We start from the raw sequence: 16,469 nt of genomic DNA on the forward strand, positions 1-16,469 counted from the left end.
GTGATCCCCGATGACCGCGACCTTCCTTGACCTGACGACCGTTCGCAACATCGGGATCATGGCGCACATCGACGCCGGAAAGACCACGACCGCCGAGCGGATCCTCTACTTCACCGGCGTCTCGCACCGCATCGGGGAAGTGCACGACGGCAATACCGCCCTCGACTGGACGAACCAGGAACGCGAACGCGGGATCACCATCACCTCCGCGGCAGGGGCAGTTCGCGAAGGTCAAGCTCTCCATCGAGCCGATCGAGGGGCATTATGAGTTCGTCAACCAGGTGACCGGCGGGCGCGTCCCGCGGCATTTCGTGCCGTCCGTGGACGACGGGTGCCAGGACGCCATGCGGACCGGCCCGCTCGCCGGCTTCCCCATGACGGGCGTGCGCGTCACCCTGCTCGACGGCGACCACCACCCGATCGACTCGTCCGAGCTCGCCTTCTCGATCGCCGGTTCGCTGGCCTTCAAAGGAGGCGGTCCGCCGTGCGTCGCCCGCGCTGCTCGAACCGGTGATGGCCGTCGAGGTCACCACGCCCGCCGAGCGCATGGGCGCGGTCATCGGCGACCTCAACGCGCGCCGCGGCCGGGTCGAGGGCACTCGCCCGCAGGGCGGCGCCGAGGTCGTCCGCGCCCTCGTCCCGCTCGCGGAGATGTTCGGCTACGTCGGCCACCTGCGCGGCGCCACCTCGGGCCGCGCGGTGCACTCGATGCAGTTCGACTGCTACGCCGAGGTCCCGCCCGGCGTGGCCGCCAAGGTGGTGGCCTCCGCCTGACCCGCCCGGCCGCACGGGCCCCGCCCGTGCGGCCGGCGCGGCCGGGCCGTCTCGGTACATTGAGGGCGCCTTGTCCCCCTTGCCGAAGGACGCCGGGATGAATGAAGAGATGCGCGGGAACGTCGCCGCGTACGAGCAGACCGTCCGCTCCTCGCTCGCGCTCGCCGCGACGCTCGGCGCGCCGGAGTGGGACCGCCCGACCGAGTGCCCGGGCTGGACCGTCAAGGACCAGTTCTCCCACCTGGTCTCGGTCGAGGCGGCGCTGGTCGGCGACCCCGCGCCCGAGGTCGAGGTCCCCGAGTTCGGCCACGTCCGCAACGACTTCGGGCGGATGCTGGAGGCCGGTGTGCACGCGCGGCGGTCCGTCCCCGGGCCGCGGGTCGCGGCCGAGCTGGCGGACGTGCTGGAGCGCCGCCTCGCCCAGCTGCCGAGCCTGGACCCGGACGAGCAGACCCGGCTGCCGAACGGGAAGCGCGGCACGTACGCGCTGTTCATGGCGTTCCGCGCGATGGACTGCTGGACGCACGAGCAGGACGTGCGCCGGGCGGTCGGCCGTCCGGGCAACCTCGACGCGCCGGCCGCGAACTGCTTCTGGGACATCCTCGCCCAGGGGCTGCCGCTGGTCGTCGCGCGCAAGGCGGGCGCGCGCCCGGGGCAGTCGGTGCTGTTCCGGATCGGCGGCCCGGTCGAGCACCGGGTGGCCGTGCTGGTGGACGGCGAGGGGCACGGCGCGTTCGCGGGCGAGGTGCCGGACGCGGCGACGGCCGAGCTGGACATGGACTGGGAGTGCTACGTTCGGCTCGCCGCCGGACGGTGCGGACCGGACGCGGTGAACGTCCAGGTCAAGGGCGACGCAGAGCTGGCCGGCCGAGTACTGTCCGGCATGGCCCTCACCCCGTGACCTGCCGGCGCCGCACGCGCACAGGCCGGTGCCTCGGACTGCTCAGTCCAGGAGGCCGAGGTACTGGGCAAGGCGTCCCTGCACCTGTGTCAGAACCCCTTCGTCCAACGTTCCGCTTCGGTCTTACCAGAACGGTCTTCATGAGGGGTTGGACTGCGGGGATCCGGATCCAGCACTTCTTGCCGACGCCGCCCTGGCCCACGCTCAGCTGGACGTCGAAGCGGGTCCGGCGCTTGGTCGAGCCGGAGATGGGGCAGGCGAGCACGAACGGCCACTCCGGATCGCCGTTGGACTCGCCGCCGGTCACCACCACGATGGGACGGCGCTCGTCATGAACGACTCGCTGTTCCTCGGGGATCAAGCGCAGGGCCTTGTCGGAGACGAGATAGACGCCGCCGGCCACGTAGGGTCCTGGCACTACTCCTCCAGAAGCCAGCGGGTCGCGTCGGCGCGATGTCCGGACAGGTGGTCGCTCTCCTCCACCAGATCCTCGACGCCACCGGGTTCGTCGTCGGGAACCGGATTGTCGGCCGCCCAGCGGCGCAACCGGGTCAGGCCGGGGCCGAGGTCGGGGAACGGCGGACCACCGGCGAGGTCGAGGCGAACCTCACGCCTACCGCCCCGCACGGCTTCCTGCATGGGGGGAGTCTGGTACGTCAGATCGCGGAGCTGGCCGGCGGACCACTCGCCGAAGTCGGCGAGCACCGCATTGATGATCTCGGTGAACTCCGCGTCGATGACCGTCTGGGGCGCGTCCATCAGGTGGATCGCGTACTCGCAGTAGCCGTTGTACGGGTCGACGCTCTCTTCAACCTGGACGTGCCCCGCCTCGCGCAGGTCGCGTTCGACTTCCTTCAGGCGGAGGCTGTGCGGTCCGTAGTGCCGCCAGCGCCATTCGAGACCCGACCCGGGCGGGAGTCCCCGCTCGACGGCCCGAAGATCGGCGAGGTAGAGCAGCTTCGTCAGTTTGGTGCGGTTCATGCGCATACCGTTGGCGCGGGCCGCCGCCAACAGGTAGGCGACGGCCGCCGCAGGGCCGCGCAGCGGCGCAGAAGCCGTCACGACGACCAGTGTAGGCCCCGCCCCCGTCATCGCCACCTCGCGCCATCGAACATATATTCGACTATATCTCGTCGCTCTCCGACTGTCATGGTGTCGTCGCTTATCGTAGCAAGTTGATTTCGAAGCGCAATCGGAAGCGGCGATGGATCAACGTGAACATCTCTTGAACGCTGATCGACGGTCGTGAACACTCAGTGGGCAGCGGTCCCGCCCCCGGTCACCGCTCCGCCTCCGGAGGACCAATGCCCATGGCGAAGATCATTGATCACGGCACCTGGCGGTTGACGCCCGCGGACGAGGGTCTGCACGAGCCCGGGCCCGAGGTGCTGTGGAACGAGTCCTACTACTTCGACTTCGCCGCGCCGGACGGGTCCGTCGCCGGGTACGCGCGGCTCGGCCTGTACCCGAACTGGGACCGCGCCTGGTACTGGGCGTGCGTCACCGGGAAGGACCGCCCGCTCGTCCTGATCGCCGACAACGACGCGCCGCTGCCGAAGCCGGGCACGACCGGCGTGCACACCGGCACGTACGACGCGACGCAGACCATCGCCGAGCCGTTCGGGCCGGTGACGATCGGGCTGGACGGGGAGGCCGCGGTCCTGCCCGACCCCACCGCCGCCTACGGCGACACGTCCGGCGCGGAGACGACGCGCCTCGCGTTCGACCTGCGGTGGGACACCGTCAGCGGCGTCTACCCCTACAAGGACATCCCGCGCTACGAGATCCCGTGCACGGTGTCCGGCACCGTCACGGTCGGGGACGAGACGATCGAGATCAGCGCGTCAGGGGAGCGCGATCACAGCTGGGGCGAGCGCGACTGGTGGAAGACGTCGTGGCTCTGGTCGTCCGGGCGGCTCGGCGACGGCACGTTCTTCCACTGCATGCAGGCCAACATCGGGTTCGCGATCCCGTGGCCGTCGTTCGCGGTGCCGCCGGGCGGCGAGATCGAGCACCGCGACGGCTTCTCCGCCGAGACCCGGTTCGCGGCGGACGGCCTGCCCGCGTCGTCGCACCTGCGGGTGCCGGGCGCCGCGATGACCGCGGCGCCGCTGGCGTTCGCGCCCGTCGCCGTCGTCTCGCCGGACGGCCGGATCGCGCACTTCCCGCGCGCGCTCTGCCGCTTCGACGCCGAGGACGGCCGCACCGGCCACGGCTGGACGGAATGGCACCAGCCGCCCGGCTGGCCGGACCACGGCTGGTCCTACCTCGCCGAAGGCGGCGCGCAGTGACCGGGGCGGTCGGCGGCGGCGCCGAGCTGACCGCCGGCTGGCTGACCGAGGCGCTCGCGCGGGACCTGGACGGTGCGTCGGTCACCGCCGTCGGCGCCGAGCCGGTCGGCACCGGCCAGGTCTCCGACAGCCTGCGCCTGCGCCTCACCTACGACGGCCCGGTCGGGCTGCCCGCCACGATGATCGCCAAGGTCCCGGCGGCGGACGAGGCGAGCCGCGCGGCGGCCCGCGCGATCCGCACCTACGAGGTGGAGGCGAGCTTCTACGCGGGCATCGCGGGCGGCCTCGACGCGAGCGTGCCCGCCTGCTACTTCTCCGCCTACGAGGCCGAGAAGGACGACTACGTCGTGCTGCTGCAGGACCTCGCGCCCGCGCGGCCGGGCGACCAGCTCGCGGGCGTCTCGCCGGACGAGGCCGCCGCCGCGGTCGACGAGATGGCCGCCCTGCACGCCGCCGGGTGGGACGATCCGGAACTCGCCGCGCTGCCCTGGCTGAACCGGCACAGCGCCGAGGCCGCCGAGTTCACCGCCGCGATGGTGACCGGCCTGTACGAGGGCTTCAAGGAGCGGTACGCGGCACGGCTGGAACCCGAGGTCATCGGCCTGATCGAGGACTTCCTGCCGGCGATGGGCGGCTACCTCGCCGCGCGGGACGGCGCGTCCACCCTGATGCACGGCGACTTCCGCGCCGACAACCTGCTGTTCGGCGGGCCGCGCCCGGTCGTCCTGGACTGGCAGACCTGCGCGTACGGGCCGGGCGCCGCCGACCTCGCGTACTTCCTCGGCTCCAGCCTGCCCGTCGAGGCGCGGCGCGAGCACGAGCGCGCGCTCGTCGGCCGCTACCACGCCGCGCTCACCGCGCGCGGGATCGGGCTGACCTGGGACGACTGCTGGGACGGCTACCGCCGGCACGCCTTCCAGGGCATCGTCATGGCGATCGGCGCGTCGATGCTGGTCGAGCGCACCGAGCGGGGCGACGAGATGTTCTGCACGATGACCACCAGGCACGCCCACCACGCCCTCGACCTCGACGCCGCGTCGCTGCTGTGACCGTCCGCCGCGGCGCCCCTCGTCCTCTCTCGACAGAAAAACGTTCTACTTGCAGCCCCGCCGGCGTCGGCGCCGCGATCCGGCGCCCGCTGCCTATGCGTGAGCTGGCCTGACGCGACCCCTTCCGGTCTACGCCTGGACTTGCTAGATTCCATAACAAGAATTCATTTCAGTCGTGTTCCGGGAGGTGCGATGACCGAGACCACGGCCGCGCCCGCGCGGCGCGATGCGCCGCCGTCGATGATCGAGCGGATGACGCTGATCCTCGACGCCTTCAACGGGCCCTCGGCCCGGCTCACGCTGGAGGACGTGGCCCGCCGCACCGGGCTGCCGCGCTCCACCGCGCACCGGATCCTCGACCAGCTCGTCCGGCAGCGGTGGCTCGCCCACCACACCTTCGGCTACGGCCTCGGGCAGCGCGCGCTCGGCCTCGGCGGGCAGGACGGCGGGCACGGCAAGATCCGCGAGGCCGCCGCGCCGTACCTGCACGAGCTGCAGGTCACCACCGGCCTCGTCGCGCACCTCGCGGTGCTGGACGGCGCCGAGGTCTTCTACCTGGACAAGCTCGGCGGGCGGCTCGCCTCCTCCGTGCCGTCCCGGGTCGGCGGCCGCGCCCCCGCGCACTCCACCGCGCTCGGCAAGGCGATGCTCGCCTGGCTGGAGCCCGAGCAGGTGGACGCGCTGCTCGGCACCGGCATCACCCGGCTGACCAGCCGCACCATCGGCGAGCTCGGCACCCTGCACCAGGAGCTGCACCGCGTCCGGCAGCGCCGCGGCCTGGCGTTCGAGCGCGGCGAGTCGTTCCCCGGCATCGCCTGCGTGGCCGCCGCGATCCGCGGCGCGGAAGGCCCGGTCGCCGGGCTCTCCCTGGTCGGCGACATCCACACGCCGCTGGAGAACGTCGCGCCCCTCGTCGTCACCGCCGCGCGCGAGACCGCGCAGGTGCTGTTCCCCGGTTCCGCCGCGGCGGGACGCGGCGGCCGGACCCGCCGCCCGCACGCCGACCGCCCGGTGCCGGAGCACACCTGGTCCACCGCCACCATGAACCGGCTGCTCGCCGTGGACGGCCGCGGCGACTGGATGTGACCCGCGGGTCCGGGTGAGCTCAGCCCCAGCCCCAGCGGTCGCCCTCGCCCCACGGGTCCGGGGCGAACGGCACCTCCGGCGGGTGCACGCCGAACCGGCTGCGGAAGAACAGCATCGGGCGCCGCCACACCCCGCCCGGCGCCTCGTGCACCCGGACCGACAGCACCCGGCCGATCACCACGTCGTGGTCGCCGGCCTCGTGCACGGCGTGCACGGCCGCGTGCACGTTCAGCAGGACGTCGCGGAGCTGCGGGGTGCCGTGCGGGGACAGGTCCCAGTCGAGCCCCTCGTACTTCAGGCCGCGGCTCGACCCGAACCGCGCGCACAGGTCGGCCTGCTCCTCGCCGAGGACGTTCACGCAGAACCGCCCGGCGGAGCGGATCCGGGGCCACGACCGGCCGCGCCGGTCCGCGCAGAACAGGATCAGCGGCGGCTCGAGCGACACCGACGCGAACGACTGGCAGGCGAACCCGACGGGCTCGTCCCCGTCGAGCGCGGTCACCACGGTGACGCCGGTCGCGAACTCCGCCATCGCCCGCCGGAACTGCAGGGGGTCGGGGGAGTCCGCGGGCTCTGCGAGCCCGCCGGTCTCCGCGGTGAGCGCTGGCTCTGCTGGCATGGGGTCACCTCGCGGCTGTGGGGCGCTGTCGCCGGTCTCGATGGACGGGAACGTAGGCACGCGCGGCGCCGCGCGCGCCCCCGCATCCCAATGAGTGGAAGGCCCTGCCGCACGCGCCGTCAAGTGGGCCGCCACGGCGTCCCTCCGGCGAACGTCCCGCTGATCGGGAGTGCACTGGACGGTATCAACCAAACGCCCGTTAGGTTTCCGGCAAGCCACCCAGAAGGACTGAGAACATGCCCACGGAGCTGACCTACGAGTCGACGCTGCGCGAACTCGCCACGGACCAGGGCGTCCTGCGCTACCACGAGGCCGGCGACGGCCCGCCCCTGCTGATGCTGCACGGCTCGGGCCCCGGCGTGACGGGCTGGCGCAACTTCCGCGGCAACCTCGCGCGGTTCGCCGAGCACTTTCGCTGCCTGGTGCTGGAGTTCCCCGGCTTCGGCGTGAGCGACCCGACCGACGAGCACCCGATGGCCGCCGCGTCCGGCGCCGCGCTGCGCTTTTTGGACGGGCTCGGCCTCGGGCAGGTCGACGTGATCGGCAACTCGATGGGCGGCATCGTCGGCACCCAGCTGGCCCTGGCGCACCCCGACCGGGTGCGGCGGCTGGTCACCATCGGCGGGATCGGCCGCAACCTCGTCAGCCCCGGCCCCGGCGAGGGCATCAAGCTGCTGATGGAGTTCACCGACGACCCGACCCGCGAACGCCTGGTCCGGTGGCTGCAGTCCATGGTGTTCAACCCGAAGGTGGTCACGGAGGAGCTGATCGAGGAGCGCTGGCGGCAGGCGACCGACCCCGACACCCTCGCCTCCGCGCGCCGCATGTACTCCACGGCCGCGATGACCGCGAGCTTCAAGGCGCAGGCCCGCTCGCCCGAGCCGCCCTACTGGGCGATGCTCCACAAGCTGAAGGCCGAGACCCTCATCACCTGGGGACGCGACGACCGGGTCAGCCCCGTCGACATGATGCTCGTCCCGATGCGGACGATCCCGAACGTGCAGGTCACCATCTTCCCGAACTGCGGGCACTGGGTGATGATCGAGCAGAAGGCGGCGTGGGAGAGCGCGGTGCTGGCCTTTCTGACTCGCAAGGACGAGGCATGAGCGTCGGCGAACCGGGGGGCGTGGGGGGTCGTCCCCCCTCGGACGGGCAGGGCATGAGCGGCGGGGAGGCCGGCTGGGACGGCGAGTACGACCTCGTCATCGTCGGCAGCGGCGGAGGCGGCATGGCCGCCGCGCTCACCGCGCACGACGCCGGGCTGAAGCCGCTGATCATCGAGAAGGGCAAGAAGTTCGGCGGGTCGACCGCGCTGTCCGGCGGCGGGATCTGGATTCCGAACAACCCGACGCTGAAGGCGCGCGGCCACGACGACAGCCGCGCGTCGATCCGCCGCTACCTCGACCTGCTCACCGAGGGGCGTGTCCCGGCGGCCCGGCTCGACGCCTACGTCGACAACGGCCCCGCCGCGATGGAGCTCATCTGCCGCAGCAGGTGGATGAAGTTCTTCTGGACGAAGGGCTACGCCGACTACCACCCCGAGCTGGAGGGCGGGCGGCCGCTCGGCCGGTCCATCGAGGCCAAGCCGTTCGACACCCGCAAGCTCGGCGAGGACGAGCGGTACCAGCGGCCGAACAACATGAAGGGCCCGCTCGGGCTCTGGGTGACCGCGAAGGACTACCACGACCTCGCGATGGCCAAGCGGACGTGGGCGGGCCGGCGCGCGTCGCTGGTCGCGGCGTGGCGCGTGTCGTCCAACATGGTGCGGCGCCGGCACATGGCGACCGGCGGGCGCGCGCTCGTCGCGCGGATGCGGATGGCGCTGAAGGACGCGGGCGTCCCGCTGTGGCTGACGACGGCGATGACCGAGCTGGTCACCGACGGCGACGGCCGCGTGGTCGGCATCGTCGCGCGGACCCGTGACGGCGAGACGCTGCGGATCCGCGGGCGCAAGGGCGTCCTCCTGGCGACCGGCGGGTTCGACCACAACCAGGACATGCGGGACAAGTACCTGCCCAAGGGCGGCCACGAGGACTTCGCCATGGGCGCCCGCGAGAACACCGGCGACGGGATCCGGCTCGGTGAGGGCCTCGGCGCCGCGGTCGACCTGATGGACGACGCGTGGTGGATGCCGGCCGTCCGGCACCCGCTCGGCGCCGTGATCCCGCTGGTGTCCGAGCGCGCCATCCCGCGGCAGGTCATCGTGAACGCCGAAGGCAGGCGGTTCACCAACGAGGCGGCCCCGTACGTCAACTTCGTCCACGACCAGCTGGAGGGCGGGCACGTCCCCGCCTTCTTCGTGATGGACGCCAAGGCCCGCGCCCGCTACCCGTTCGCGCAGATCCTGCCGGGCGCGCCGATCCCGAAGGCGTTCTACGACAAGGGCATCGCGTTCAAGGCGGACAGCCTGGAGGAGCTGGCGGACAAGATCGGCGTTCCGGCGGACGCGCTGAAGGAGACCGTCAGCACGTTCAACCGCCACGCCCGCGACGGCAAGGACCCCGACTTCGGCCGCGGCGACTCCGCCTACGACCGCTACTACGGCGACCCGAACCTGAAGAACCCGAACCTCGACCCGCTGGAGACCGCGCCGTACTACGCGTTCCGGCTGGAGGTCGGCGACCTCGGCACCAAGGGCGGCCTCGTCTCCGACGAGCACGCCCGCGTCCTGCGCCAGGACGGCTCGGTGATCGACGGCCTGTACGTCACGGGCAACTCGTCGGCGTCGGTGATGGGCAACGAGTACGCCGGCCCCGGCGCGACCATCGGCCCGTCCATCGTGTTCGGCTACATAGCGGCCCGGCACGCCGCCGGTCTCGGCACCGCGGGCGGGGACGAGACGGACGGGGACAAGGCAGGCGGGGACGCGGCGTCGGGACGGGCATGACCGCATCGCTCAAGGCGCGCGTCGTCGAGGTCGTCCGGGAGACGCCCGACGCGAACTCGCTCGTCCTGGAACCGGCGGAGGGCGAGGAGGGCCGGTTCGCCTACCGGCCCGGCCAGTTCCTCACGGTCCGGGTGCCCGCCGGCGACGGCTGGGTCGCGCGCTCGTACTCGCTGTGCAGCTCGCCGGTCTGCGACGAGCGGCTGAAGGTGACGGTGAAGCGGGTCGCCGAGGGGATCGGGTCCAACTGGATCTGCGACAACGTCGCGGCGGGCGACGTGCTGGAGGTGCTGCGGCCGGCCGGCGCGTTCACCCCGCGCTCCCTGGACGAGGACCTGCTGCTCGTCGCGGGCGGCAGCGGCATCACCCCGGTGATGTCGATCCTCAAGTCGGTCCTCGCGGGCGGCACCGGCACCGTCACGCTGCTGTACGCCAACCGCGACGAACGCTCGGTGATCTTCGCCGCGGAGCTGCGCGGGCTCACCGAGGAGCACGGCGAGCGGCTGACGGTCGTGCACTGGCTGGAGTCGGTGCAGGGCCTGCCGACGCCCGCCGCGTTCCACTCGCTCGCCCGGCACTTCACCGGCCGGGAGGCGTTCGTGTGCGGGCCGGGCGTGTTCATGGACATGGCGGAGGCGGCGCTGACCGGCCTCGGCATGCGGGTGAACGTCGAGCGCTTCTTCTCGCTGACCGGCGACCCGTTCGAGGAACCGGACGCGCCCGAGCCGAAAGAAGTCGGCGAGACCGGCGAGACGGACGCCGCCGAGGTCGAGGTGGAGCTCGACGGGGAGACCCGGACGGTGCCGTGGCCGCGCTCGCAGCGGCTGCTGGACGCGCTGCTGCGGGCCGGCGTCGACGCGCCGTTCTCCTGCCGGGAGGGCAACTGCTCCGCCTGCGCCTGCGTGGCCCTGGAGGGGGAGGTCGCGCTCGACGCCAACTCGGTCCTCGACGAGCGGGATCTCGCCGACGGCCTCATCCTCGCCTGCCAGGCGAGGCCGGTCAGCGACCGGCTCAGGATCAGCTACGACGGCTGACGGACACATCGGAGGACTCGATGACCAACCCCGTGCTCGACGCGATGATGGAGCGGGCGGAGGAGATCCGCGCGCTCGGTCCGTCCAACGAGTCGCTCGGCCGCCTGGACGACCAGGCCGTCAAGGCGCTGCGCGACACCGGTGTGATCCGCCAGCTGCAGCCCCGCGCGCACGGCGGGCTCGAGGTGCACCCCCGCGAGTTCGCCGAGACGGTGATGGGGATCGCCTCCCTCGACGGCTCCACCGGCTGGGTCGCCGGGATCGTCGGCGTCCACCCGTGGGAGATGGCCTACGCCGACCCGAAGGTCCGCGAGGAGATCTGGGGGCAGGACCCCGACACGTGGATCGCCTCGCCGTACGCGCCGATGGGCATCGCCCGCCCGGTGGACGGCGGCTACGTCTTCAACGGCCGCTGGCAGTTCTCCTCCGGCACCGACCACTGCGACTGGATCTTCCTCGGCGGGATGCTCGGCGACGAGGAGGGGAAGATGGCGCATCCGCCGCGGTCGCTGCATCTGATCCTGCCGCGCTCGGACTACGAGATCGTCGCCGACTCCTGGGACGTCGCCGGGCTCAAGGGCACCGGCAGCAAGGACATCATCGTCAAGGACGCGTTCGTCCCGTCCTACCGGACGCTCTGGTACGACAAGGTCGTGGACGGCTCGGCGCCGCGCGAGGCGGGGCTGACCGACCCGTCCTACCTGATGCCGTTCTCGTGCGTGTTCCCGCTCGGCATCACCGCCGCCGTGATCGGCATCGCCGAGGGCGCGCTGCACCACCATCTCGCCTACCAGCGCACCCGCGTCCAGATCACCGGCACGAGGATCAAGGACGACCCGTACGTGCTGTACGCGATCAGCGAGGCGGCCGAGGAGATCAAGGCGTCCCGGACCGCGCTGCTGGACAACTGCTCGCGGATGTACGACCGGGTCGCGGCGGGCGAGGAGATCAGCTTCGCGGACCGGGCGGCGGGCCGCCGCACCCAGGTCCGCGCCGCGTGGCGCGCCGTGCAGGCGATGAACGAGATCGTCGTGCGGTCGGGCGGCAACGCGATGCGCACCGGCAACCCGATCCAGCGGTTCTGGCGGGACGCCCACGTCGGCCTGGCGCATGCGATCCACGTCCCCGGCTCGGTGTACCACGTCTCCGCGCTGACCGACCTCGACATCGAGCCCCCGCAGGGCCCGATGCGCTCCATGATCTGACGTCGAGTTGCGGCGAGTCGTCGTTATCCGGGCCCGCATAACGACGACTCGCCGCAAGTCAACGAAGTGCGGGCCGGACGAAGGGAGCGAGGACAGTGACGCACATCCGAGGGCTGGGCTATCTGAGGGTCCAGACCCGGCACATCGACCGCTGGCGCGAGTTCGCCCTCGACGGGCTCGGGTTCGCCGAGGGCAGCGGCCCCGACCCGGACGGCCTGTACCTGCGCATGGACGAGCGCCGGTCCCGGCTCCAGCTGGTGCCCGGCGACACCGACAAGGTGCTGGCGGTCGGCTGGGAGGTCCGCGACCAGTACGCGCTCGCCGCCGTCCGCGAGGACGTCGAGAAGTCCGGCACGGCCGTGACGGCGCTGACCGCGAAGGAGTCCGCCGCGCGCGACGCCGAGGAGGTGATCGCGTTCACCGATCCCGGCGGCACGCCCGTCGAGGTGTTCTTCGGGCCGGTCCTGGACCACAGCCCGCTGCGGACCGGGTTCGCGCAGAAGTTCGTCACCGGCGCGATGGGCATGGGCCACGTGGTGCTGCCGACCCCGAACTTCGCCGAGACCGTCACCTTCTACAACGAGGTGCTCGGCTTCCTGCCGCGCGGCGCGATGAAGGTCGGCGGGCCGGTCCGGATCCGCTTCATGGGCGTCAACCAGCGCCACCACAGCGCCGCGATCTGCCCGGCGCCGCACGACGGCGCGCCCGGCCTGGTGCACCTGATGGTGGAGGTCGACACCCTCGACGCGGTCGGCATCGCGCTGGACGCGGTGAAGGAGCGCGGCTTCTCGATCTCCTCGACGCTCGGCCGGCACACCAACGACAAGATGGTGTCGTTCTACGTGCGCGCGCCCGGCGGCTGGGACATCGAGTACGGCTGCGAGGGCCTGCTCGTCGACGAGACGTACTACACCGCCGAAGAGATCACCAAGGACAGCTACTGGGGGCACGACTGGTCGGGGTCCGAGCCGCTGGCCGCCTTCGTCCCGCCCGGGAAGTGACCCGGTGAGCCCTCGTTCCCCGGTCGAGCCCGTCCTGCTGGGGGACGACCGGCCGGCCGGGGACGTCACGTTCGCGGAGCTGGTCGCCGCCCGCGCGGACGACGACCGGACCGGCCTGTGGTTCGAGGACCGCTCGTGGACGTGGCGCGAGGTCGTCGCGGAGGCGCGGCTGCGCGCCGGGCTCGTCCTCGCGGCGCGCAGGCCCGGGCCCTGGCATGTCGGCCTGTTCCTGGAGAACGGCCCCGAGCACCTGTTCTGGCTGCTCGGCATGGCCCTCGCCGGTGTCCCGGTGGTCGAGCTGAACCCGACCCGGCGCGGCGCGGAGCTGGCCCGCGACATCGCGCACACCGACTGCGCGCTGCTGGTCACCGAGACGTCGAGGGCGTTGCTGATCGAGGGGCTCGCCGCGAACGTGCCGGTGCTGACGGTGGACGCCGCCGCCTACGCCGAGGCGCTCGCCGCCGCCCGTCCCGCCCCGATCGAGCCGGTCGCCCCGGACACGATCTTCTCGCTGGTGTTCACGTCCGGGACGACGTCGGCCCCGAAGGCGGTCGTGTGCACGCAGGGCAGGCTCGGCCGGATCGCGGTGCAGCAGCGCGACCGGCGCGGCCTCACCCGCGACGAGGTGTTCTACGTCGTGATGCCGATGTTCCACTCCAACGCGCTGATGGCGGGCATCGCGCCGGCGGTGGCGACGGGCGGGTGCGTCGTGCTGCGGCGGAGGTTCTCCGCGTCGGGTTTCCTGCCGGACGTCCGCCGCTACGGCGTCACGTTCTTCAACTACGTCGGCAAGCCGCTGAACTACATCCTCGCCGTCCCCGAGAAGCCGGACGACGCCGACAACCCGCTGCGGATCGCGTTCGGCAACGAGGCGGCGCAGCGCGACATCGAGGAGTTCGCGCGCCGGTTCGGCTGCACCGTCATCGACGCCTACGGGTCGAGCGAGGGCGAGATCCGGCTCACCCGCGTGCCGGGCACGCCGCCGGGCTCGCTCGGCGTCGCCGAGGCGGGCACCGTGGTGATGGACCCGGAGACGCTGCGCGAATGCCCGCCCGCGAAGTTCGGCCCGCACGGCGAGCTGCTGAACGCCGACGAGGCGATCGGCGAGATCGTCGACATGAAGGGCGCCGCGAAGTTCGAGGGCTACTACAACAATCCCGAGGCGACGGCGAAGCGGGTTCGCAACGGGTGGACGTGGTCCGGCGACCTCGCCTACCGCGACGCCGACGGCTACTGGTACTTCGCCGGCCGCGACAGCGACTGGCTGCGGGTGGACGGCGAGAACTTCGCCGCCGCGCCCGTCGAGCGGCTGCTCGCGCGGTTCGACGCGTTCGCGGACGTCGCCGTCTACGCGGTGCCCGACGAGCACGTGGGCGACCAGGTGATGGCGGCGGTCGCGATGGCCCCGGGGCGCGCGTTCGACCCCGGGGCCTTCGCGGCCTTCCTGGACGCCCAGCCCGACCTCGGCACCAAGTGGGCGCCGCGCTACGTCCGGATCGTCGCGGAGCTCCCGCGCACCCCGACCAGCAAGGTGGTCAAGCGTCCGCTGCGGGACGAGGCATGGGACACCGCCGACCCGGTCTACGAGCGCCGCGACGGCCGCTACGTCAGGCGGTCGCCGGGTAGTCCGCGCTGAGGGTGACGTCGCGCCAGCCGGCGAACTCCGTGCGGAGCCGGTCGAGCCGCGCGTTGGCGACGTCGAACGCGACCTGGCCGAGGAGCAGCCGCAGCGGCGGCTCGCAGGGCCTTGCCGAGCGGGTTGTGGGCCAGGACGGTGAGCGTGCGCCCGAGCACGACCGCCGGGGTGGTCGGCCAGGCGTGCAGCATCTGCATCAGGTTCGGGCCGACCCGCTCCCTGCGCGGCGCGCGGCGTCCCCTGGTCCGGGGACGCGCGGATTGGGGGCGCGCGAGCTTGTGCAGGTGCGCGGCCGCGTCCTCTTCGAGGTTCAGCGCACGCGCCAGCGTGTCGACGACCTGCGCCGACGGGTTCCGCTACCGTCCGGCTCAGCCCAAACGGCGGTTCCCGCCGCTGGTTCCAGTCGATGTTCTAGGACCTCGACCGAGGTCGAGGTCAAACTCGCCGTCCCGGCCGGAAAGTGATGCCCGATTCGCTCGGTCCCGTGCGGATTTGTCATATCTCACTAGGATGCTGCCGTGCACGACGATCAAGACGGCCCCGCGGCCGCCGGCACCGAGTCCCTCGACCTGGCGACCGCGCCGCTGCGGCCGCTGCCCGACGACCCGGCGGGCGGCGACGAGCCGGCCCCGGAGACGGCCGGCGAAGCGGCCGCCGGCGAGCCCGAACCCGGGATCTGCCAGCACTGCGCGCGCCCGCTCCCGGCCGGCGCGTCCCGGTTCTGCAGCGACGCGCACCGTGCCGCGCACGCCCGCGAGGCCGAGCAGCGCGACGCCGCCGGGACCGTCGCCCTGCGGACCTTCGGCGACGACGTCGAGCGCCTTGGCGTCCTGGTCGTCGACCTGGTCAAGGCCGCCGCCGCGCTCGGCGAGCGGCTCGACGGGGAGGTCCGCGGCGCGATCGACGGCGCCGAGGAGGCGCTCGCCGAGGCGCGCGCCGAGCGCGCCGCCGCCGCCGAGGCCGACGCCCGCACCCGCGAGGCCGAGGCCCGCGCCGAGGCCGCCCGCGAGGAGGCCGCCGCCGCGCTGGAGGAGCTGCAGAAGGGCATGGCGGCCGCGAAGTCCAGCGTCGCCGCCGCGCAGGAGAGCGAGGCCGCCGCCTGGAAGGAGGCCGGCGCCGCCCAGCAGGCCCGCGCCACCGCCGCCAACGAGGCCGCGCAGGCCGACGGGCTCCGCAAGCACGCCGAGGCCGCCTGGCGGACCGAGCACCAGGCCCGCACCGACGCCGAGAACGAGCGCGACGCCCTCTCCGGCCGCCTCGCCGGCGAGCAGACCGCGCTCGCCACCGCGCACGCCGAGCTGAAGGAGGCCCGCGCCGAGCTGGACGAGGCGCGCTCCCGGCTTGACGCCGCCGCCGAGACCGAGCGGCGGCTGCGCGAGGAGCTGACCGCCGCGCAGGCCGAGGCCGCCCGGCTCACCGCCGAGCGCGAGTCCGCGACGGCCCGCGCCGACGAGCAGGCCGCGCGCGCCGACCGCGCCGAGAAGCTCGCCGACGAGACCGCCGCGCGCGCCGAGGGCGCCGACGCCCGGATCGAGCGCGCCGAGCAGCGCGCCGAGATCGCCGCCGAGCGCGCCGACCGGGACGCCGCCACCGTCCGCTCGCTGCAGGACACCCTGCGCGCGGCGCTCGACCTCCCGGCCGTCGAGGAGCTCGCCGGGGGCCAGGGCGTCAAGGTCGGCGAGGCCGGCGCGATCATCGCCAAGCCCGGCGGGCTGATCGGCGTGGAGCAGGTCCCGGACGTCCTGGACGGCGAGCTCGCCGCCCGGTTCGCCCGCGCCGTGCTGGCCGTCCGCGTCCACCAGGCCACCCAGCGCGCCATCCAGGAGACGTCCGCCGACTGACGCTCGGGCCGCCGCACGCCAAAAAGTGGGGAAAGTTTCCCCGTTTAGGGTTGCTGCTCGGGCCCTTCCGTGCCACGCTTAAGTGGAGAACGATTCCCCGCTTGGGTGTGGCGGGAGCACGCCTTCCGCCACCACGGCACCGAAGGAG

Annotated in this window: 15 protein-coding genes and 1 pseudogene; 13 read left to right on the forward strand and 3 right to left on the reverse strand. The window is 72.9% G+C overall.

What is annotated here, in order from left to right; genetic code table 11:
- Window positions 1–58 precede the first annotated feature (58 nt).
- The 3 genes and pseudogenes from F8568_RS47940 to F8568_RS09755 all read left to right on the forward strand — a co-directional run bounded on the left by F8568_RS47940 (window position 59) and on the right by F8568_RS09755 (window position 1,675).
- Window positions 59–268, forward strand: coding sequence for a GTP-binding protein (locus F8568_RS47940; RefSeq protein ID WP_236008602.1), 210 nt, complete (start codon window positions 59–61; stop codon window positions 266–268).
- Window positions 216–774 (forward strand): annotated as a pseudogene (gene fusA / locus F8568_RS09750) (elongation factor G); the annotation flags it as partial. The gene F8568_RS47940 and the pseudogene fusA, both read left to right, overlap by 53 nt.
- A gap of 97 nt (window positions 775–871) precedes the next feature.
- Window positions 872–1,675, forward strand: a complete 804-nt coding sequence (locus tag F8568_RS09755; protein ID WP_151593186.1) for a maleylpyruvate isomerase family mycothiol-dependent enzyme — start codon at window positions 872–874, stop codon at window positions 1,673–1,675.
- A gap of 417 nt (window positions 1,676–2,092) precedes the next feature.
- Here F8568_RS09755 and F8568_RS09765 read toward each other — a convergent pair whose 3' ends face one another.
- Window positions 2,093–2,737 carry a Panacea domain-containing protein gene (locus F8568_RS09765; protein ID WP_160573563.1) on the reverse strand — a complete coding sequence of 215 codons (645 nt, stop codon included), beginning with the start codon at window positions 2,735–2,737 and terminating at the stop codon, window positions 2,093–2,095.
- Window positions 2,738–2,985: 248 nt separating this feature from the next.
- On the opposite strand from F8568_RS09765, the gene F8568_RS09770 reads away from it, so the two are divergent.
- The 3 genes from F8568_RS09770 to F8568_RS09780 all read left to right on the forward strand — a co-directional run bounded on the left by F8568_RS09770 (window position 2,986) and on the right by F8568_RS09780 (window position 6,101).
- Complete coding sequence (locus F8568_RS09770; protein WP_151593188.1) at window positions 2,986–3,966, forward strand: DUF7064 domain-containing protein; 981 nt, start codon at window positions 2,986–2,988, stop codon at window positions 3,964–3,966.
- Entirely contained in the window at window positions 3,963–5,015 is a 1,053-nt protein-coding gene (locus tag F8568_RS09775; RefSeq protein WP_151593189.1) for a phosphotransferase, read from the forward strand. The genes F8568_RS09770 and F8568_RS09775 overlap by 4 nt, the downstream gene beginning before the upstream one ends.
- 192 nt (window positions 5,016–5,207) lie before the next feature.
- Window positions 5,208–6,101, forward strand: a complete 894-nt coding sequence (locus F8568_RS09780) for an IclR family transcriptional regulator (protein ID WP_151593190.1) — start codon at window positions 5,208–5,210, stop codon at window positions 6,099–6,101.
- A 19-nt stretch (window positions 6,102–6,120) separates the two neighbouring features.
- Here the strand turns inward: F8568_RS09780 and F8568_RS09785 are convergent, their stop codons facing one another.
- Window positions 6,121–6,720: a flavin reductase family protein gene (locus F8568_RS09785; protein ID WP_151593191.1), complete on the reverse strand. Its 600-nt coding sequence runs from the start codon at window positions 6,718–6,720 to the stop codon at window positions 6,121–6,123.
- A 236-nt stretch (window positions 6,721–6,956) separates the two neighbouring features.
- Between F8568_RS09785 and F8568_RS09790 the strand changes: the two genes are divergently transcribed.
- From F8568_RS09790 to F8568_RS09815, 6 genes are all read left to right on the forward strand, one after another.
- The gene (locus F8568_RS09790; RefSeq protein WP_151593192.1) at window positions 6,957–7,826 is read left to right on the forward strand and encodes an alpha/beta fold hydrolase; all 870 of its coding nucleotides are present in this window, start codon (window positions 6,957–6,959) and stop codon (window positions 7,824–7,826) included.
- Window positions 7,823–9,607, forward strand: a complete 1,785-nt coding sequence (locus tag F8568_RS09795; protein WP_236008580.1) for an FAD-binding protein — start codon at window positions 7,823–7,825, stop codon at window positions 9,605–9,607. The genes F8568_RS09790 and F8568_RS09795 overlap by 4 nt, the downstream gene beginning before the upstream one ends.
- Window positions 9,604–10,638 (forward strand): ferredoxin--NADP reductase, encoded by a 1,035-nt coding sequence (locus tag F8568_RS09800; protein ID WP_151593193.1) that lies wholly within the window; start codon window positions 9,604–9,606, stop codon window positions 10,636–10,638. The genes F8568_RS09795 and F8568_RS09800 overlap by 4 nt, the downstream gene beginning before the upstream one ends.
- 20 nt (window positions 10,639–10,658) lie before the next feature.
- Window positions 10,659–11,843, forward strand: coding sequence for an acyl-CoA dehydrogenase family protein (locus tag F8568_RS09805; RefSeq protein ID WP_151593194.1), 1,185 nt, complete (start codon window positions 10,659–10,661; stop codon window positions 11,841–11,843).
- Between the two features lie 95 nt (window positions 11,844–11,938).
- The gene (locus F8568_RS09810) at window positions 11,939–12,844 is read left to right on the forward strand and encodes a VOC family protein (RefSeq protein ID WP_151593195.1); all 906 of its coding nucleotides are present in this window, start codon (window positions 11,939–11,941) and stop codon (window positions 12,842–12,844) included.
- A 4-nt stretch (window positions 12,845–12,848) separates the two neighbouring features.
- Window positions 12,849–14,480: an AMP-binding protein gene (locus F8568_RS09815; RefSeq protein WP_328600802.1), complete on the forward strand. Its 1,632-nt coding sequence runs from the start codon at window positions 12,849–12,851 to the stop codon at window positions 14,478–14,480.
- On the opposite strand, the gene F8568_RS51455 is transcribed toward F8568_RS09815, so the two are convergent.
- Window positions 14,447–14,806 (reverse strand): MmyB family transcriptional regulator, encoded by a 360-nt coding sequence (locus F8568_RS51455; RefSeq protein WP_160573574.1) that lies wholly within the window; start codon window positions 14,804–14,806, stop codon window positions 14,447–14,449. The genes F8568_RS09815 and F8568_RS51455 overlap by 34 nt on opposite strands.
- A gap of 192 nt (window positions 14,807–14,998) precedes the next feature.
- Here F8568_RS51455 and F8568_RS09825 point away from each other — a divergent pair, with 192 nt between their 5' ends.
- Entirely contained in the window at window positions 14,999–16,321 is a 1,323-nt protein-coding gene (locus F8568_RS09825) for a coiled-coil domain-containing protein (protein ID WP_151593196.1), read from the forward strand.
- The last annotated feature ends 148 nt before the right edge of the window (window positions 16,322–16,469 follow it).

It is taken from the genome of Actinomadura physcomitrii, assembly GCF_008923205.2.
Lineage (GTDB): Bacteria > Actinomycetota > Actinomycetes > Streptosporangiales > Streptosporangiaceae > Spirillospora > Spirillospora physcomitrii.